Annotated in this window: 13 protein-coding genes; 8 read left to right on the top strand and 5 right to left on the bottom strand. The window is 55.0% G+C overall.

Annotated features, from left to right (window positions below; translation table 11 throughout):
* The first annotated feature begins 139 nt into the window (after positions 1 to 139).
* Positions 140 to 2,929 (top strand): bifunctional aconitate hydratase 2/2-methylisocitrate dehydratase, encoded by a 2,790-nt coding sequence (locus IB237_RS16295; RefSeq protein WP_192489733.1) that lies wholly within the window; start codon positions 140 to 142, stop codon positions 2,927 to 2,929.
* 90 nt (positions 2,930 to 3,019) lie between these two features.
* Here IB237_RS16295 and IB237_RS16290 read toward each other — a convergent pair whose 3' ends face one another.
* From IB237_RS16290 to IB237_RS16275, 4 genes are all read right to left on the bottom strand, one after another.
* Positions 3,020 to 6,004, bottom strand: a complete 2,985-nt coding sequence (locus IB237_RS16290) for an autotransporter domain-containing protein (RefSeq protein WP_192489732.1) — start codon at positions 6,002 to 6,004, stop codon at positions 3,020 to 3,022.
* A 165-nt stretch (positions 6,005 to 6,169) separates the two neighbouring features.
* Complete coding sequence (locus IB237_RS16285; protein ID WP_192489731.1) at positions 6,170 to 7,282, bottom strand: ABC transporter permease; 1,113 nt, start codon at positions 7,280 to 7,282, stop codon at positions 6,170 to 6,172.
* 3 nt (positions 7,283 to 7,285) lie between these two features.
* Positions 7,286 to 10,096, bottom strand: a complete 2,811-nt coding sequence (rbbA, locus tag IB237_RS16280; protein ID WP_192489730.1) for a ribosome-associated ATPase/putative transporter RbbA — start codon at positions 10,094 to 10,096, stop codon at positions 7,286 to 7,288.
* 10 nt (positions 10,097 to 10,106) lie between these two features.
* Positions 10,107 to 11,177, bottom strand: a complete 1,071-nt coding sequence (locus IB237_RS16275) for an HlyD family secretion protein (protein ID WP_192489729.1) — start codon at positions 11,175 to 11,177, stop codon at positions 10,107 to 10,109.
* Positions 11,178 to 11,677: 500 nt separating this feature from the next.
* Here IB237_RS16275 and IB237_RS16270 point away from each other — a divergent pair, with 500 nt between their 5' ends.
* Genes IB237_RS16270 through IB237_RS16240 form a run of 7 tightly spaced genes read left to right on the top strand, consistent with a single transcriptional unit; the run spans position 11,678 to position 17,669 of the window.
* A complete protein-coding gene (locus IB237_RS16270) occupies positions 11,678 to 12,115 on the top strand; it encodes an acetyl-CoA carboxylase biotin carboxyl carrier protein subunit (protein ID WP_192489920.1) in 438 nt (145 codons plus the stop codon).
* Entirely contained in the window at positions 12,112 to 13,497 is a 1,386-nt protein-coding gene (accC, locus tag IB237_RS16265; protein WP_192489728.1) for an acetyl-CoA carboxylase biotin carboxylase subunit, read from the top strand. The genes IB237_RS16270 and accC overlap by 4 nt, the downstream gene beginning before the upstream one ends.
* Positions 13,494 to 13,922, top strand: coding sequence for an acetyl-CoA carboxylase (locus tag IB237_RS16260; RefSeq protein ID WP_192489727.1), 429 nt, complete (start codon positions 13,494 to 13,496; stop codon positions 13,920 to 13,922). The genes accC and IB237_RS16260 overlap by 4 nt, the downstream gene beginning before the upstream one ends.
* Positions 13,919 to 14,626 (top strand): 5-oxoprolinase subunit PxpB, encoded by a 708-nt coding sequence (gene pxpB / locus IB237_RS16255; protein ID WP_192489726.1) that lies wholly within the window; start codon positions 13,919 to 13,921, stop codon positions 14,624 to 14,626. Before IB237_RS16260 ends, pxpB begins: the two co-directional genes overlap by 4 nt.
* Positions 14,623 to 15,618, top strand: coding sequence for a biotin-dependent carboxyltransferase family protein (locus tag IB237_RS16250; protein WP_192489725.1), 996 nt, complete (start codon positions 14,623 to 14,625; stop codon positions 15,616 to 15,618). The genes pxpB and IB237_RS16250 overlap by 4 nt, the downstream gene beginning before the upstream one ends.
* A gap of 29 nt (positions 15,619 to 15,647) precedes the next feature.
* Complete coding sequence (locus IB237_RS16245; protein WP_192489724.1) at positions 15,648 to 16,415, top strand: 5-oxoprolinase subunit PxpA; 768 nt, start codon at positions 15,648 to 15,650, stop codon at positions 16,413 to 16,415.
* A gap of 48 nt (positions 16,416 to 16,463) precedes the next feature.
* Positions 16,464 to 17,669 carry a pyridoxal phosphate-dependent aminotransferase gene (locus IB237_RS16240; RefSeq protein WP_192489723.1) on the top strand — a complete coding sequence of 402 codons (1,206 nt, stop codon included), beginning with the start codon at positions 16,464 to 16,466 and terminating at the stop codon, positions 17,667 to 17,669.
* A 47-nt stretch (positions 17,670 to 17,716) separates the two neighbouring features.
* Here IB237_RS16240 and nac read toward each other — a convergent pair whose 3' ends face one another.
* Positions 17,717 to 18,622 carry a nitrogen assimilation transcriptional regulator NAC gene (gene nac / locus IB237_RS16235; protein WP_192489722.1) on the bottom strand — a complete coding sequence of 302 codons (906 nt, stop codon included), beginning with the start codon at positions 18,620 to 18,622 and terminating at the stop codon, positions 17,717 to 17,719.
* Positions 18,623 to 18,747 lie beyond the last annotated feature (125 nt).

The following is an 18,747-nucleotide window of genomic DNA, read 5'->3' as shown; positions in this document are numbered from 1 at the left end:
TTTTTTTACTGAAATGCAGTATCTTGCAAGTCGGCCTTTGTTGACGTACTCGAAACCTGCACGACCCTTGGGCCGATTAACAATACCGTTTGGTGGCGCTGCGTTTCAGCGCCATACACATTATGACGTTGGGATTACGATGAACCTTTATTTGGATTACCTGGCTGAGATCAAAAGCAGAGAAACTCAAGGGCTCGCTCCCAAACCGATTGATGACGGAGCTCTCGTCGGTGAGATCATTGCGCTGATCAAGGATACAGGTAGCGAACACCGCGCCGATGCCCTCAAATTCTTCATCTACAACACGCTGCCAGGCACCACCAGTGCTGCAGGTGTCAAAGCCGCGTTCCTGAAGGAAATCATCCTTGGCGAAGCGGTCGTGCCCGAGATTACGCCGACGTTTGCTCTCGAACTCCTGTCGCACATGAAGGGTGGTCCTTCGGTCAGGGTTCTGCTCGATATCGCGCTCGGTGACGATGCTGCAATCGCAACCAAGGCCGGTGATGTGTTGAAGACCCAGGTCTTCCTTTACGATGCCGACATGTTCCGCCTGCGTGATGCCTACAAGGCTGGCAATGCCGTCGCGAAGAGCGTTCTCGAAAGCTATGCCAAGGCTGAATTCTTCACCAAGCTTCCTGACGTCGAAGACGAAATCAAGGTTGTGACCTTCATCGCAGCTGAAGGCGACATTTCGACGGACCTTCTGTCGCCGGGTAACCAGGCGCATTCGCGTTCCGACCGCCAGTTGCATGGTCAGTGTATGATCACGCCTGAAGCACAGGCCGAGATCGTTGCGCTGCAGAAGCAGCATCCTGACAAGCGCGTTATGATGATCGCCGAAAAGGGTACGATGGGCGTGGGTTCGTCGCGTATGTCCGGCGTAAACAACGTTGCGCTGTGGACCGGCAAGCAGGCCAGCCCTTATGTGCCTTTCGTCAACTTCGCGCCAATCGTTGCGGGCACCAACGGTATCTCGCCGATCTTCGCGACCACTGTCGACGTGACCGGCGGCATCGGTATCAACCTGAAGAACTGGACCAAAAAGACCGGTGACGATGGCAAGCCGATCCTCAACAATGATGGCAACCCGATCCTTGAACAGCAGTTTTCGGTAGAAACCGGCACTGTTTTGAAAATCGACGCGAAGGGTAAAAAACTTCGTGATGAAAATGGCAACGAATTGGTTGATGTTGCTGCGGCCTTCACACCGCAGAAGATGGAGTTCATGAAGGCTGGTAGCTCCTACGCTATCGTTTTCGGCAAGAAGCTCCAGACATTTGCCGCCCAGACCCTCGGCGTTGAGCCGACTGCGGTCTTTGCGCCAAACAAGGAAATTTCAATCGAAGGCCAGGGACTGACAGCTGTTGAAAAGATCTTCAACCGCAACGCGGTTGGCGTGACGCCAGGCAAGGTATTGCATGCGGGCTCCGACGTCCGTGTAATTGTAAATATTGTCGGTTCGCAGGACACCACCGGTCTGATGACTGCGCAGGAACTTGAGGCGATGGCGGCGACCGTCATTTCACCGCTGGTTGACGGTGCTTATCAGTCCGGTTGCCACACGGCTTCCGTTTGGGACAAAAAGGCACAGGCCAATATTCCAAAGCTGATGTCCTTCATGAACAACTTCGGCGTTATCACCGCGCGTGATCCGAAGGGCGCTTACCACTCGATGACCGACGTCATCCACAAGGTGTTGAACGACATCACCGTGGATGACTGGGCAATCATCATCGGCGGCGACAGCCACACCCGCATGTCCAAGGGCGTTGCGTTTGGTGCAGACTCTGGCACCGTGGCGCTGGCACTGGCCACCGGTGAGGCAACAATGCCAATCCCGCAGTCGGTCAAGGTGACCTTCAAGGGCACGATGCAACCGTACATGGACTTCCGCGACGTTGTTCATGCCACACAGGCGCAGATGCTCAAGCAGCATGGCGACAACGTCTTCCAGGGCCGCATCATTGAAGTTCACCTCGGTACGCTTCTCGCTGACCAGGCCTTCACATTCACCGACTGGACGGCTGAAATGAAGGCCAAGGCGTCGATCTGTATCTCGCAGGACGAGACGCTGATCGAGTCGCTGGAAATCGCCAAGTCGCGCATCCAGATCATGGTCGACAAGGGCATGGACAATGCTGTTGGCACGCTGAAAGGCCTGATTGCCAAGGCAGATCAGCGCATTGCCGAAATCCGTTCGGGTGAAAAGCCTGCTCTGAGCCCGGATGCCAACGCGAAGTACTTCGCAGAAGTTGTCGTGGATCTCGACATCATCAACGAGCCAATGATCGCTGACCCTGACGTCAACAATACAGACGTTTCCCGTCGCTATACGCATGACACGATCCGCCCGGTTTCGTATTATGGCGGCACCAAGAAGGTCGACCTCGGCTTCGTTGGTTCGTGCATGGTGCATAAGGGCGACATCAAGATTGTTGCCCAGATGTTGAAGAACATCGAAAAAGCTGCAGGCAAGGTTGAGTTCAAGGCGCCTCTGGTGGTTGCCGCACCAACCTACAACATCATTGACGAGTTGAAGGCTGAAGGGGATTGGGAAATCCTGCAGAAGTATTCCGGCTTCGAATTTGATGACCTGAAGCCAAAGACTGCTAACCGTACCGAGTACGAGAACATTCTCTATCTCGAGCGTCCAGGCTGCAACCTTTGCATGGGCAACCAGGAAAAGGCTGAAAAGGGTGACACGGTTCTCGCAACCTCGACCCGCCTGTTCCAAGGCCGCGTTGTGGAAGACACCTCGGAGAAGAAGGGTGAATCGCTTCTGGCTTCGACCCCGGTCGTGGTGCTGTCGGCAATTCTTGGCCGCACGCCAAGCATTGAAGAGTACCGCAGTGCGGTTGACGGCATCGACCTGACCAAGTTCGCGCCGCCAAAGACCACACCGATCGATAGCCTGTCGGTCCACTACTAAGATTTGACCTGAAACGCAGTGCCCCGAAGTTGAAGAACTTCGGGGCACTGTTTTTTTGTGCGGATGTTTGCCGGACAACTATTGTCGACGCTAAAAATTGACCTGTAGGTTGGCATGGGCCGCATTTGACTGAAAGCCACTGGCAAACTCGCCAGCATAACTCAGTGTCAAACGTGCGGATTTGGAAAGTCTGGCGGTAATGCCAGCTTTTACCAACATTGAATCGCGCGGCATGGTCACGCCTTCCAAAATGAAAGGTGAGCCACCCTCAAAGGCAAAAAATGAGGTGGGCGAAAGATCACCGATTGCGTGGCGCCAGCCCAGCATGCCAGATACCATCACCGGCATGTCAGTCGGTAGGTTGGCAGCCCAGCGCATGCCTATGGTTGAGACGGTCAGGTTGTTGGAGCCACCGGCAACAGACAAGGCTGCGACACCGCCATCTTCACGGAAATCATCCGTATTGAGATTGATATAGGCAAGATTGGCGAAGGGCTGCAGCTTGACATCATCCAGTTCCAGCGTCCAGGAAATGTCGCCAAATGCCTGAAGAGTATCGCTGCCGTAATCGGCCGTCAGCCGGTCGGTGAAGGAGCCGAATGCGATATCGCGTTTGGTCGAGATATCGTTGCGTGAATAGATGGCCCCGCCAAGTATATCAAGAGGACCGAAGCCACCGGCAGCATAAAGGCCTGCATGATAACTGTCTGCCGTGGCCTCAGAACCTGCAGAAAGAGAGCTGTATCCGAGAATGCCGCCGAGGCGCCATTGTTCTGAAATGGCAAAATCAGCGCCGATGAGTGAGCCTGCTACACGGGTATCAAGACCGCTGGCCACACCATTTTCAGAAAAATTACCTTGAGAAAATATGCCGGTTGTCCAGAACGACAGCTCTTCCTGATATGCCCAGGGTTTGGCGATCAGCGGGTTCATCTGATCAATGATCGCGTCACGGGGAAACTTGCTTTCCCAGAGAAACGCGCTTTTGAGTGATGCGTGAACCTCGCCGTTAATCTGTGAAAAGGCGGTCTCGGCGGTTTCTATATTGAGAGGCAACACGGCCATGAACAGTGCATTTGTCGATCCCAGACTCTCAACGGCTGCTGCGGTTACACGTTCATTTTGTGTCAGGGCAACATCGGCAAAACGCACAGTATTGCGATCAAGGCTGAGATCCAATGTCGTCGGATTGTAGGTCAGCGTCGGGGAAAGAAACGCAAAGTCGCTGGCGATGGTGTCGAAATTACCGATAATGCTGCTGGCCGACAGGATCGTGTAGGCCGTGGACAGGCCATAGGTGTTGCTTGCTGCACGAATATTGAGCGTACCACCTTCGATATCAATTGTGCCGATGGCGTTCACCTGATCCGACAGACCGGTTGAGGTAATATCCACCTGGTAGGTCGATCCAATGCGGAAGGTCAGGTCACCATTCACGGAAACGGTTTGCAGGCCAGGACCGGGGGAGAGAATGCCACCGGCATTGATCACCAATCTGCCGGAGACACCGCTGCCGGACAGCAAACCGCCGTCAAAAACATCGATCGTTCCGGTGACTGTTCCTTCATTGATGAATTCACCGCCGCTGACGCTCGCCGCACCACTGATGATGCCGGTGTTTGAGAAGGAACCACCATTGTTGGTCAATGACGCAACTATACCGTCATTCGACGCGGTGCCGGAATTGGTGACCGCGCCCGTCGTTGCCCCGTTGTTATTGGTAAATGTGCCCTGATTGCCGATCTCGACGGAAGCAAGCGTTGCATTGTTGACGACCGTTCCGCCATTGACTGTCGTCGTGCCCGTAACCTCGCCACCACTATTGTTGGTGAAAGAGCCAGCGTCATTTTGAAGGGATGCAATCGTTCCAGCATTGGTCACCGTGCCGGAATTTCTGATATTACCCGCGATGCCGTCAGAGTTGTTGATGAAGGCTGCGGCGGCTGCAACGTCGGCGTCGGTTATCTCGAAATTGTTGGTGACTGTCCCGCCGGTAATGGTGGTCTGTCCGGTGATTGTGCCGCCGGCATTGTTGACGAAGTTTCCGGAAGTGTTGGTCAGCGAGGCGATTTCGCCGGCATTGGAACTGTTGCCGGCATTGGTAACGGCACCGGCCGTGCCATCCGTGGTGTTGGTGAATATGCCACCAGTCCCGACACTCACAGCATTCATCTCGGCATTGTTGGTGACAGTGCCTCCGGCTACAGTTGTCGCACCAGAGACAACACCGCCGAAGTTGTTGGTGAAACTTCCCGCATTGTTTTGCAGGGATGTGATGGTACCGGCATTGGAGACTGTGCCGGAGTTTCTGATATTGCCAGCCGTTGCGCCGTTGTTGTTGACGAAATCTGCTGCCGCGGCGACATCCGCATCTGTCATCTGGAAATTGTTGGTCACCGTTCCGCCGGAGATTATCGTCTTTCCACTGATGACGCCGAGGTTGTTGTTGGTGAAGTTGCCTGCCGTATTTGTCAACGAGCCAAGCGTGCCGGCATTCGACGCCGTACCGGCATTGGCGAGTGCACCAGCATTGCCAGTTGTGTTATTGGTAAAGGTCCCGCCGGAGGACACGGACACATCGCCCACAGTCCCGCTGTTGGAAAGTGCAGTGGTCGCTTCCACCACAGCACTGCCTAGGCTGCCATTTACCGCAACGTTGCCTGCATTCAATTGCAGTTTGCCGTTGAGCGTTCCATCGATGAACAGGTTGCCGCCATTCAGGTCGATATCGGAATTCACGACGCCACCAGCATTGATACCGAGGGTGCCGGAGTTGATCGTGCTGCCACTGGTCACCGTTAGTGTACCGGTATTGGTGATGGTGACATCGCCGCCATTTACACCAAGCTGATTGACGGTGACGTTATTGGTGACCTGCGGGGAACCAGTGTTAACAGCGGCAGCATCATTTGCGCCCGGCAGAGCAGGTGTCCAGTTCGTTCCGTCGCTGAATTCATTGTCCTTATTACCGGTCCACACCGACTGCCCAAACGACGGCACGACAAAGGCCAATGAGGCTAATGCTGTGAAAAGCCCGAGACGTCGAGCCAATACCGGAAGCAGTTGATATGTCATTTAGCGACCGATGCTAACGAGCGCCGACAACCATCGGCGGGCAGATAACGACTCGTAACCAAGCATGGTTAATGAAGACTTAACTGTCAACGTGCGGCGGCTTTGCTCGATCCCCTGATTCACGAGGGTTTCACGCCAGATAAAGCACTCAAAAACGTGCCTGATTTATCGCAGGAAGTTGCGGAACCGGCGTAATGCCAAAGTGAAGAGAATAACGGCAATAACCAGCAGGGCAAGCAATTGCGGCCACACAACATCAAGACCAGCCCCCCTGAACAGCACCGCCTGTGCGAGGATGACGAAGTGGGTGTTGGGTGCAAGCAGCATGATGTGCTGGATGATGTCAGGCATGCTTTCACGCGGTGTCATTGCACCTGAAAGCACCTGAAGCGGCAACAGTACCAGAATAAGCAGCAGACCGAATTGCGGCATCGAGCCCGCCACGGTCGCAAGGAATATCCCCATGGATGTCGTTGCAAACAGAAACAGTGCCGTTCCCAGCAGGAAGATGAACGGAGAGCCCTCAATCGGTACCCCAAGCAACCCTTTGACCACTCCGAACAGCGCAAAACCCGCGGCAACCAGCACCACCAGGCCCATCGACCAGATTTTGCTGAGCATGATTTCCGTGGGTGTTACCGGCATGACCAGTAGATGTTCGACGGTCCCGTGCTCACGCTCACGGATCAGTGCAGCGCCCGTCAGGACAATCGATAACATGGTGATGGACGTAATGATGTTGTTGATGGAGCCGAACCACGACTTGTCGAGTGACGGGTTGAAACGGGCCCGAAGCGTCAGGTCCACGGGAACATTGGTTTGGCCGCGATACCGCTCCAGAAACTCATTGACCTCGCTCGTCACGATCGATTGGATGTAGCTGCTGCCGCTGAAGGCCTGGCTCATACGTGTTGCGTCAACATTGAGCTGGATTGCCGGATGCTGGTTTGCCAGCACATGGCGCTGGAAATCCGGGGGAATGTTGAGGGCGAATGTATCAAGCCCCGCATCCATTCTGCGATCCATCTCACTGATGTCGATCTGCTTCGGCGGCACGAAATAGGGCGGCGTGAATGCCGTGCTGATGCGGCCGGAAAGAGGTGATTGATCCTCATCGACAATTGCAATTGCGGCATTGTTGAGCGTTTCGGGCAGGGCGCTTGATCCGGTATAGATTTGCAGACTGAATGCGTAGAGGATCAGCAGCACCAGCATTGGATCGCGCGCCAGTCCACGCAGTTCCTTTAAGCCGAGCTGAAAGATGTTGGATGAAAACATGGCTCAGCTCTCTTGCTTTTTAAGAAGCACGGCACCGAGTGTCGCAAGGATTGGGATGGCGATCAGCAGGGGGATAAAGGAACCGGCAAGGCCTGCAAAATCGAGCGCCTTGGAAAAGGCGCCGCGTGAGATGGTCATAAAATAGGTGGTGGGGTAAATTTCGCCGATGAAGGCGCCCGCACCCTGAAGGGATGAGACCGGATCGGTCATGCCGGAATATTGTGTGGCTGGAATAAGTGTCAGCAGTGCAGTTCCGAAGATCGCTGCGATCTGACTTGACATGAATGTCGACATAAAAATGCCGATCGAGGTCGCAATGATCACATAAAGAAGAGCTGCTGCCGCGTAGGCAATAAAGCTGCCTGTGAAGGGAACGCGGAAGACTAGCGTCGCAAAGGCAACCAGCAACAGGAAGTTCATCACGCCCAGAACCACATAGGGGATCTGTTTGCCAAACAGGAATTCCAACCGTGTGACGGGGGTCACATAGAGGTTGATGATGGATCCGAGTTCCTTTTCTCTTACCACACTGAGGGCTGCCAGCATGGCCGGGATGAGCATCAACAGAAGCGGAATGACTGCAGGCACCATGGCAACCAGGCTTTTGACATCAGGGTTGTAGCGAAAGCGTGTCTCGATGGAAAATGTGCCGCGGGTTGCCTCCGTGCCGTAAAGTTGTTTTGCCTTGCGGGTGAGCCAATCAGCGTGCATGCCCTGGACGTAGCCGCTGACAGTTTCCGCCCGTTGCGGCATTGCGCCGTCGATCCAGGCGCCGATTTCGACGTCATCGCCACGCTGCACCTTGCGCCCGAAACCCGGCGGAATTTCAATGGCCAGACTTATCTCGCCATCACGCATCCGCTTGTCCATGTCGGCATAATCGCGAATGGGCTCTTTTTCGATGAAGTAGCGTGATCCGGCAATGTCGAGGACATAATCCCGGCTGATGGTGGTATCGTCCCGGTCGAGTACGGCGAATGTCAGGTCTTCGACATCCATATTGATGCCGTAACCGATGACAAACATGAGGATGACGCTGCCCAGCACCGCAAGCGTGGCACGAATGGGATCGCGCTGAAGTTCAAGTGCTTCGCGCCGCGTGTAGCTGAACATGCGCCTGATATCGAAGAAGCGTTTCTTGCTCATCGCCTGCGGATGGCTGGCAGCGGCAAGTTTGGTGATATCAGCAGTCTGAGAAGTTTTTACCTTATCGGTCTTGTCCGAAGGCGTGATGCCCGAGGCTTCCTCCAGATAGGCGATGAATGCATCTTCCAGCGTGGGAGAATGGCGGCTTTTGGCAATGGCGGCCGGCGTGTCGCTTATCAACACCTTGCCGGCATGCATTAATGAAATGCGGTCGCAACGCTCCGCTTCATTCATGAAATGCGTGGAGATGAAGATCGTTACATTGTCTTTGCGGGAGAGATCGGCAAGGATTTGCCAAAATGCATCACGCGCGATTGGATCGACACCCGAGGTGGGTTCGTCAAGGATAAGCACATCTGGTGAATGGATCATGGCAACGGCCAGCGACAGGCGCTGGCGTATGCCAAGCGGCAGCCCGTCCGGCAACGTATCCATCACGTCTCGCAAGGTGAACCTTTGCGCCATTTCATCGATGCGTGCCGGAATGGTTTCTTCAGGCAGTTTGAACAGGCGAGCGTGCAAATCAAGGTTTTGGCGAACGGTCAGCTCGCTGTAGAGAGAAAAAGCCTGGCTCATGTAACCGACACGGCGGCGCACCGCCATGTCACTGGCATCGACCTTGTTGCCGAAAAGCTTTGCCTCGCCTTCGCTGGCGGCCAGAAGGCCGGTCAACATTTTCATGGTTGTTGATTTGCCGCAGCCATTGGAGCCGAGAAAGCCGAAGATTTCGCCGCGTGGAATCTGGAAACTGACATTGTCCACGGCGGTAAAACTGCCAAAGCGCATGCTCAGATGGCTGGCCTCGATGGCATATTCCTGCGTGCCGCCGGTTTCTCGAGGCGGAATAACGACATCGACATGATTACGGCGTTCCGTCTCTGGCAGCATGGCAATGAAGGCGGCATCAAGATTGGCGGCCCCTGTGCGTTCAAGCAGTTCTGAAGGTGTGCCAGTGTCGAGAACCTTGCCGGCGTTCATGGCAACAAGCCAATCGAAGCCTGCGGCTTCTTCCATATAGGCTGTCGCGACGATAACGCTCATGCCCGGCCGTTCGAGACGGATCGCGTCAATCAGTTCCCAGAACTGCCGCCGTGACAGCGGATCGACACCAGTCGTGGGTTCATCGAGGATCAGCAAATCCGGATCGTGGATCAGCGCGCAACAAAGGCCGAGTTTCTGTTTCATACCACCGGAAAGCTTGGCTGCCGGCCGCTCAGCAAAAGGGCCAAGACCGGTACTATCAAGCAGTTCGCGAATACGGGTTTCACGCTCCTGTTTGTCCTGGCCGAACAGGCGGCCAAAAAAATCGACATTCTCGAAAACAGAAAGTGTTGGGTATAGGTTTTTGCCCAGTCCCTGCGGCATGTAGGCAATGCGGGGGCAGGTGGCATTGCGATGTTTCGCATCGGAAATGTCGCCATCGAGAACTTCGACCTTGCCCTTCTGAACAGCCCGTGCGCCGGAAACGAGTGACAGAAGGCTGGATTTTCCAACGCCGTCAGGGCCGATCAGTCCCACCATGCAGCCTGACGGGATATCCAGCGATACCTCGCTCAGGGCAAACGTTTTTTTGTAGGCGAGAGTGACGTTTTGAAGCCGTACCACAGCGTTCTGACCGCTTTTGGCGGAACTCGAGGCAGTGCTGTTGTTTGTGTCAGCCTCGTTCATCGCGGCGCCGTTATTTTACAAGATTCTGTTCGAGATTTTGCGGCCATGTTGCTTGCGCATCCAGCCGGACATACGCCATGCCCGGTAAGCCGGTTTTGACGTACTGGATGTATTTTTGCAGCAATTCCTGCGGTATTTGGGCGCGAACCCGGAACGTCAGTTTCTGACGTTCTTCTTCAGTCTCAACCGTTTTGGGCGTAAACTGCGCCACATCGGCAACGAAGGACACCTGGGCAGGGATGGTCAACTGGGGAGCCGCGTCCAGCACGAGACGTACGTCTGAACCAATTGAGGTCCGGCCAGCTTCTGCCGTTGGCAGGAAGAAGGTCATGTAGACGTCGCCAAGGTCCACGAGGTTCAAGACACGGCCACCGGCAGACAGAACCTCGCCGGGCTGTGCGATTCGGTATTGAATTCGCCCGTCGCGGGGTGCCGTCAAAGTGCTGTCGGCAATGTCGGTTTCGATACTGTCAATTTGTGCCTTTGCCGCATCAACAGCTGCTTCGGCATCCACCACTTGCGCCTTAGCAGCATTGATGGCTGCATCAGAGGCAGCAAGCGACGCTTCTGCCGCAGCAAGTGTTGCCCTTGCAGCCTGCTCGGCCGCTTCGCTGTCATCGACGACCTGCTGTGACACGGTATTGTTGGTCAATAGTTGTCGCGAGCGGGCATTGGTTTTAGCCGCGGAATCGAGCTGGGCTTTCCGCTGTTCTATGACGGCTAGTGCAGATTTTCGTTCTGCCTCACGCTGGGCAACGAGGCTATGGGCCGTATCGACCGATATCTCCGCGCGGCGCCGCTGTGCTTCGGCCTGTCGTTTGCTGGCTTCCAGCTGGGCGGTGTCCATTTGTGCAAGTGGCTGGCCAGCCTTGACGAATTCACCTTCGCGAACCATCAACTCCTTGAGCCTGCCAGCTGTTTTGGTGGAGATGTCAATCTCCACGGCCTCTATACGACCATTGCTGGAGACAAAACCTGCGGGCAAATTATCACCCCGCAGAACGGTCCAAGCGTAATATCCGACGCCGATGGCAATAACGGCGATCACGCCCCAAACCCAACCTCTTGCAGCTTTGAACATTACACTTAATCCGATTTATGGTTTTCGTGACTATGCATTAAGGGTTGAGGAAATGAACACCCTCTTGAGAGACATGTCAAACGGCTTGGTGCCGCCACACAATATAAATTTTCACATCTCAAACAGGGCCAAGCCTTTGGCGCATTTCCGAAAATTGCGAAAAGTCAAAAGACATTGACCGCTTAACTTCGCGATATCTGCGGTATCGACATGGCGGTGTTTGAACAGGCCGGTGGTGCTGTGGCGTTGCCGGCATTCGAAGATACGCAACCGGTCAATCAAGGTTGACCTGAAAATCTCTTTAAAAAAAGCAGAGGTTCATGCGCCGTTGATGCGGGTGTGTCGTGTGAAGGTGTTTGCGGAAATCATGAGCAAACCGGGCTATATCAAAAGTTCTTCTGACCCCATCAAACAACCTATCGTGCTAGGTCTGGTTCAGTCGACGGTGGTTCCGCCTTTGCGGGATCGTTGTGCGGCTTCGAACAATGCCGAGTGTGCTCATGGACCTGCCGAAGATAAAAGCGCTGATTGATTTTGTCGGGCGAACCAACGTTACCGAACTGAAGGTAACGGAAAGGGACGTCACCGTTCGAGTTTTCCGAACTGGCCACGAAATCTCTGCTGCAACGGTCACGACACCGACTGACGGCGTTCAAGCTATTCTGCCGGATACGCAAACGGCACCCTCTGACAGCAACAGTTCTGGCACATCGGTCCGTGCACCGATCTTTGGTGTGTTGCATCGTGCATCTGCACCGGGCCAGCCGCCATTCGTCAATATTGGCGATCTGGTGGAAGAGGGGCAGACACTTTTTATTATCGAGGCCATGAAAGTATTCAACAAGATCGCGGCGCCCTGTGCTGGCCGTATCACCTTCGTTACGGATGTTGATGGCGGAGAGGTCGAAACCAACAATTTGCTGGCGGAGATTGCATGATGGCAGAGAATTTCGCCAGCGCTGAGCCACTCTTTGATACGGTGCTGATTGCCAATCGTGGTGAGATTGCTGTGCGCATACAGCGCGCCTGCCGCGAACTCGGCCTGAAGACAGTTTCGATTTGCTCTGAGGCTGACCGGCAAGCCTCCTATGGCGAAACGGCAGATCATTTTGTTTGTATTGGTCCCGCCAATGCGCGCAAAAGCTATCTCAATCAGGATGCCATTCTTCTGGCCGCCCGGTTAACCGGTGCAGGTGCCATTCACCCCGGTTACGGTTTTCTGTCCGAGAACACGTCATTCTCGGCCTCCGTAGAGGAGGCCGGACTGACCTTTATCGGTCCAGATGCACACTCCATTGCCACCATGGGTGACAAGATTACCGCCAAGAAGGCGATGATTGCCGCGGGTGTGCCGTGTGTGCCAGGGCCGGATACGGCGCTTCCAGATGACCATGCCACGGTTGAGCAGATCGCCCATGACATTGGTTATCCTGTCATCATCAAGGCGGCGGGCGGCGGCGGCGGGCGTGGCATGCGGGTGGTTCAGGAACCATCTGCGCTGATCGAAGCAATGACCCTGACGCGTGAAGAGGCGAGACAGGCCTTCGGCAACCCCGCGCTCTACATGGAGAAGTTTCTCCAGCATCCCCGTCATATTGAGATACAGGTGCTTTGCGACACCCATGGCAATGCGGTTTGGCTTGGGCATCGCGATTGTTCAATGCAACGGCGCCATCAAAAAGTGGTCGAAGAAGCCCCGGCCCCGGGTATTGCAGCCGATATCATTGAGCCTGTTGGTTTGGCGTGCGTGGAAGCCTGCCAGCAGATTGGTTATCGCGGCGTTGGCACGTTTGAATTTCTGTATGAAGATGGAAAATTTTATTTCATCGAGATGAATACCCGTTTGCAGGTCGAACATCCCGTTACTGAAATGACCAGTGGCATCGACATCGTGCAGGCCCAGATCAAGGCGGCGCAGGGCAGATATCTCGAACTGCGCCAGGATGACGTTGTCTGTGACGGGCATTCCTTCGAATGCCGCATCAATGCCGAAGACCCCGATACATTCCTGCCATCGGCGGGGGCTGTCACGGACATTGCCTGGCCGCAAGGCGAAGGCGTCCGGCTCGATACCCATATCTATCCCGGCTACCGGGTGTCGCCCTATTACGACTCCCTGATTGCCAAGTTGATCGTGCATGCGCCGACGCGGGCTGAGGCCATCACTAAGATGCGAACCGCGCTTGCCGGGACACGCGTTGATGGCATTTCCACCAACCTGCCTTTGCTGCGTGCCCTGTTTGAAGACGTGGCTTTTGCCCAAGGCGAAACGGACATTCATTATCTAGAAAAGTGGCTGAAAGCATGGAGAACGGCATGAGCAGGCTCGATTTCACCGATCCCGCCTCTCTTGAAGCCCTGACGGAGATGTTGACAGCTGCCGGTGTCGAAGGCTTGGAAATCTCCACACCGAATGCGCAGTTGCGGCTGGTTATTTCCGTGCCGGAGACCGTGAGAACGTCTTCGTCTACCGTGACTTTTAAACCGACGAGTGCGACATCCGGCGCGACGGTGAATGCACCGATTGCCGGGCATTTCCATTTGTCACATCCGTCTCTTGCCTCTGAGGCGGGTCAATTCCCCCGCTCGGTTGTTGCGTCCGATGTGATTGGATTTATCCGTATCGGCCAAATCCTCGTTCCCGTCCTTGCCGGCCGCACTGGCTTGCTAACCCGCCAGCTCGCCGAGCAGAATGCTCTGGTTGGCTTCGGTGATGTTTTGTTCGAACTCGAGCCTCAATCATGATTGCCAGATCAAGCATCCTCGCGTCGCACCATGAAATTCAGCCTGTCGTTAAAGGTCGGGCAAATATTTCCTTCATCGGCTCACGCTCCTTCCTGCTTGAAGCGCCGGGTGAATTCGATTTACCGGCACAGCGCTTTATCTGGGCGCTTTCGCAAACTGTAAGTGCATGGGTTGATGTCGCGGAAGTCATTCCCGGCATGACCAACCTTCTTACCATTTTCAAGGAAACGCCTGCGGACCCCGATGCCGTTATCGGCCGTCTGCTGGAAGCATGGGACAATGCCGCAAGTCTCGATCTCTCGGGAAAAACGGTTGAGATACCGGTTCATTACGGCGGTGAATACGCAACGGATCTTGCCGCATTATGCGACTTTTCCGGCTTAAGTGACCGTGAGGTTGTACGCATTCATCATGAAGCGACATACAGGGTTTTTGCGCTCGGTAGCGCGCCCGGCTTTGGGTACCTGCACGGGCTTGACGGCCGTATTTACATGCCGCGCAAAACGGTGCCGTCCATCAAGATGGAAAAGGGTTGCGTAACAATTGGTGGCATGCAGACCGGTGTTGCCATGCTGACCGGTCCCAATGGTTGGAACTCAATCGGCTACGCGGACTTGAAAATGTTCGATCCAACGTCAGCGACACCAGCGCTTCTGGCGCCTGGCGACACAGTCCGTTTTGTGCCAGCGAGGGTAGAGCTATGATCGAAATCCTCGAAACTGGCCCTTTCAACACCGTTCAGGATCTCGGACGTCCGGGCTTTCGCAATATTGGTGTCACGGCTGGCGGCGCCATGGATCCGCTTGCGGTAAGAACCGGCAATGTTCTTGTCGGGAACGAGCCGGAAGCGGCGGTCATCGAAGTACAGACCTTTCCGTTCAAGTTGCGTGTTTCTACGCCAATGGTTTTTGCGGTAACCGGTACAGATGGCCTGGTTCTGCTGAACGACAAAGACGTGTTGCCATGGTGCGCTCATCTGGCCAAGGACGGTGATGTGCTGGAATTGCGCCAACCGGGCAAACGCGCCCGCGCTTATGTTGCTGTTGGCGGCGGATTGGATGTCCCGGTGCTGATGGGATCACGCAGCACGGCACTGCGCGGCAATTTCGGCGGCAATGACGGAAAGCCGCTTGCCAAGGGTGATCATCTGAAAACTGGCAGGCAGGAGAATATTTTGCCACTGCCTGCAAGTGGCTTGGCGGTGGTGGAGCCATCACAAGCTTTGGCCAATGTCTTTCCTGACATCGTTGACGGCGTTTTGCAGGTTCGCGCTATTCCGGCTGGCGAACATCATCTGTTTACCGATGATGGTGAAGCCTTCTGGGGGCAGGTCTGGCGTATCTCGTCGCGCAGTGACCGCACCGGTTACAGGCTTTCCGGTGAGCCAATCAAACCGACCGAGATCAGAGAAATGCGCTCGCACGGTGTGGTTCCAGGCGTTGTACAGGTTCCGCCCGGTGGTGAACCGATCATTCAGATGAGTGACGCCAATACAGCTGGTGGATATCCAAAAATTGCCGGCGTGATCGAGGCTGACCTCTGGCGGCTTGGACAGGCAAATCCCGGTGGCAAGATCAGGTTTGTCCGGTCCAGCCACGAAGAGGCACGCCAGGTCGAGCAGGCGGTAAAAACCTATTTAGAAGACATCAAACGGACTGCAGACATGGTCAAGCGCGCGCTTAAGGCGATGGCCTGAGCAGCAACCGGATCAAGAGGGAGGAACTGATGAAAATCGATCTCAATTCCGACATGGGTGAAGGTTTTGGGCCATACCGCTTGTGTGACGATGACGCGATGATGAAGCTGGTGTCATCCGCCAATATTGCCTGCGGTTTTCACGGGGGTGATCCTGACACAATGGCGCGAATGGTGCGTTTGGCCAAGCAGAATGGCGTTGGTATCGGTGCGCATCCGGGCTTGCCTGATCGAACGGGTTTCGGGCGGCGCGAACTGCCGTTTCAGCCCGATGAATTGCGCCAGCAGATGCTTTACCAACTGGGTGCACTGATCGCGATCGCCAAAAGCGAAGGCGTTGAGGTTGGCCATTTCAGTTTTCATGCGGCCATGGGCAACATGGTCAATCGTGATCCGGTGCTTGCCGACATGATGATGAACGCCATTTCGGCTGTTGATCCCAAGCTGGTGGTCTTTGTAACCCCGCAAAGTGAAATCGAAAAAGCCGCCAAGCGTGCCGGTTTAAAAACCCTTGCCCTATTCCTGGCCGACCGTGCCTATGACGCTAAGGGTAACCTTGTTGCCCGTGGTCTTCCAGGTGCGTTGGTCAAAGATGAACTATCCGTGCGTGCCCGTGTTCGCCGTTTTCTGACCGATGGGACAGTTGAGGCTATCGATGGCACCATCCTTGCCATGCCGGCTCGGTCCATTCTTGTACACAGCGATACGCCGGGTTCGCTGGAATTGGCCGGTATCGTGCGCAGCGAAATCATTGCATCAGGCGCGACCCTCGCACCGGCCGCAGAACTTGCGTCTTAACAGGCCGCTCATCGGCCTTCTCCTTCATCTCACAGAAAGATCATTCCGATGCCTTCTACCGCTGACAGATTGAAAAACGTCTCCATATCCGCTTCTGCTGCCATGACACAGCGTGCCAGAGAACTGGCTGCGCAAGGCATCAAGGTTGTCAGTCTCTCTTCTGGGGAACCGGATTTCCCGACACCTGCCCATGCCATTGAGGCGGCCCATGCGGCTGCTCTTGGTGGCCAGACAAAATATCCGCCTATGGATGGCACACCGGCGCTGAAGGCTGCTATCGCCAGAAAGTTCAAGCGCGACAACAACCTCACCTATGATGCAAGCCAGATTATCGTATCCGGCGGCGGCAAGCAGGTGATTTTTAATGCGATGCTTGCTACCTGTAATCCCGGTGACGAGGTGGTTATTCCAACGCCGTCATGGGTAAGCTATGCCGACATCGTCAAGTTTGCCGGCGGTGTGCCGGTTCCTGTTCCCTGCGTTGAAGAGACGGGGTTCAAACTGCGTGCAGAAGATCTTGAAGCGGCAATCACGCCGCGTACCAAATGGCTGCTGTTGAACTTCCCGAACAATCCAACCGGCGCTGCCTGCTCACGGTCGGAAATGGCAGCAATTGCAGAGGTGATGCTGCGTCATCCGGATGTCTGGATCCTAACCGACGATATTTACGAACATCTCGTTTATGACGGGTTTGAATTCGGCACGATTGCCGATGTTGAACCACGTCTCTATGACCGTGTCCTGACGATGAATGGCGTTTCCAAAGCCTATGCGATGACCGGTTGGCGTCTTGGTTATTGTGCCAGTGGTTCCAAGGAACTGATTGCGGCGATCAGCAACGTGAACGGCCAAAATAGCGGTGGTATCTCCACGGTTACGCAGGCTGCAGCCATTGCAGCATTGGATGGACCGCAGGATTTGTTGAAGGAACGCGCTACAATCTATCGCGAGCGTCGCGATCTTGTGCTGGGCAAGCTGGCGGAAATTGAGGGCCTGCGTTGCCACAAGCCGGAAGGTGCATTTTACCTGTACCCGAACATGTCCGGGCTGATCGGCAAGACCACCAAGGGTGGGCGCAAGATTGAAAGCGATGTCGATTTTGTCATGGGACTGGTTGAAGAGCACCACGTTGCCACCGTTCAGGGTGCGGCCTACGGCATGAGCCCGTATTTCCGCATTTCCTATGCCACTACCGACGAAATGTTGAACGAAGGGTGCGCCCGTATCGCGCAGTACTGCACGGATATGCGCTGATTAGATTTGATCTGCCGGCCTGAATGTCGGGCCGGCGGGCAACTACCTTACAGCTTCAACTTTTCGGTAAGCTCGACCAGAATGTCCTTCACGGCAAATGCTGGTTCCGACAAAGAATTCTGGTCGGATGTGCACAAGGACAGGGTTTCCTCGATACGAGGTGACAGGATACGACAGATCAGCGGCTCGCTAGTTTCTGAGACGATACGGTCAGCGATCGCCTTCGGCATGATGGTTGCGCCAAGGCCATTGGCAACGGCACGTGCGAGAGTTCTGACAATCTCTACCTCTGCGACAACCTTGAGGTTGATGCGGCTTCGGGTAAAAGCTGTATCGACAGCACGGCGTACAAAATTGTACGCAGGCGGCATCAGCATCGGCATACCGTCCAGTGCGGCAATCGGCACCGGTTTTGAGTCCGCCTCGATGGCAAAATCCCGATGCGCCACCAGATAAAACTCTTCACTCAGCAGCGGTTCGAAACGCACGCCCTTGATCGGGCCGACGCCATGAATCAGCGCCAGTTCAAGGCGACCGTTCATGATCATCTGGCTATAGGTCTGTCCGACGCTTTCGGTCAGATGGATGAGAATGCCTGGGTGACGTTTACGTGTTTCGGCCAGAAGATCGACCGACAATGTTGCTGCGCTGCTAAAGGGTACGAGACCGACGGAAACCCGTCCGGCAATCGAATTTCCAGCCGCCGATGCATCCACCTGTGCCTGTTCCATCTGGCGTAGGATGATCTGCGCGTGACGGTAAACAGCGTGGCCGGCATCGGTCATCGTCACACCCTGCTGGCTACGGATGAGCAACTTCTGGCCAAAATGTTCTTCAAGCGCTGCGAGCTGCTGGCTGAGGGCCGGCTGTGCGAGATGCAGAATATCTGCCGCACGCGTGATGCTGCCGCTATCAACAATGACGATGAACGATTTTAAACGTCTTATATCCATGTTTTTTCAAATGGTTTTGAGTGGCGCGCAGATTACAGGCTCGGGCAGGTTTTGCAATGCAGGCCCTTGTATGAATTTCGTAATTCGCTGTCGTGGATTTTCGCCAATCCCGTACGGAAAAGCTG

Source organism: Agrobacterium sp. AGB01 (assembly GCF_014851585.1).
Classification (GTDB): Bacteria; Pseudomonadota; Alphaproteobacteria; order Rhizobiales; family Rhizobiaceae; genus Agrobacterium.
This window is presented reverse-complemented; position numbering and strand designations above follow the sequence as displayed.

Bases quoted from the DNA above. Each gene is read 5' to 3' on its own strand.
- IB237_RS16260 (WP_192489727.1), top strand. From the start codon at position 13,494: ATGAGCAGGCTCGATTTCACCGATCCCGCCTCTCTTGAAGCCCTGACG.
- IB237_RS16275 (WP_192489729.1), bottom strand. From the start codon at position 11,177: ATGTTCAAAGCTGCAAGAGGTTGGGTTTGGGGCGTGATCGCCGTTATT.
- accC (WP_192489728.1), top strand. From the start codon at position 12,112: ATGATGGCAGAGAATTTCGCCAGCGCTGAGCCACTCTTTGATACGGTG.
- pxpB (WP_192489726.1), top strand. From the start codon at position 13,919: ATGATTGCCAGATCAAGCATCCTCGCGTCGCACCATGAAATTCAGCCT.
- rbbA (WP_192489730.1), bottom strand. From the start codon at position 10,096: ATGAACGAGGCTGACACAAACAACAGCACTGCCTCGAGTTCCGCCAAA.
- IB237_RS16270 (WP_192489920.1), top strand. From the start codon at position 11,678: ATGGACCTGCCGAAGATAAAAGCGCTGATTGATTTTGTCGGGCGAACC.
- nac (WP_192489722.1), bottom strand. From the start codon at position 18,622: ATGGATATAAGACGTTTAAAATCGTTCATCGTCATTGTTGATAGCGGC.
- IB237_RS16285 (WP_192489731.1), bottom strand. From the start codon at position 7,282: ATGTTTTCATCCAACATCTTTCAGCTCGGCTTAAAGGAACTGCGTGGA.
- IB237_RS16245 (WP_192489724.1), top strand. From the start codon at position 15,648: ATGAAAATCGATCTCAATTCCGACATGGGTGAAGGTTTTGGGCCATAC.
- IB237_RS16295 (WP_192489733.1), top strand. From the start codon at position 140: ATGAACCTTTATTTGGATTACCTGGCTGAGATCAAAAGCAGAGAAACT.
- IB237_RS16240 (WP_192489723.1), top strand. From the start codon at position 16,464: ATGCCTTCTACCGCTGACAGATTGAAAAACGTCTCCATATCCGCTTCT.
- IB237_RS16250 (WP_192489725.1), top strand. From the start codon at position 14,623: ATGATCGAAATCCTCGAAACTGGCCCTTTCAACACCGTTCAGGATCTC.
- IB237_RS16290 (WP_192489732.1), bottom strand. From the start codon at position 6,004: ATGACATATCAACTGCTTCCGGTATTGGCTCGACGTCTCGGGCTTTTC.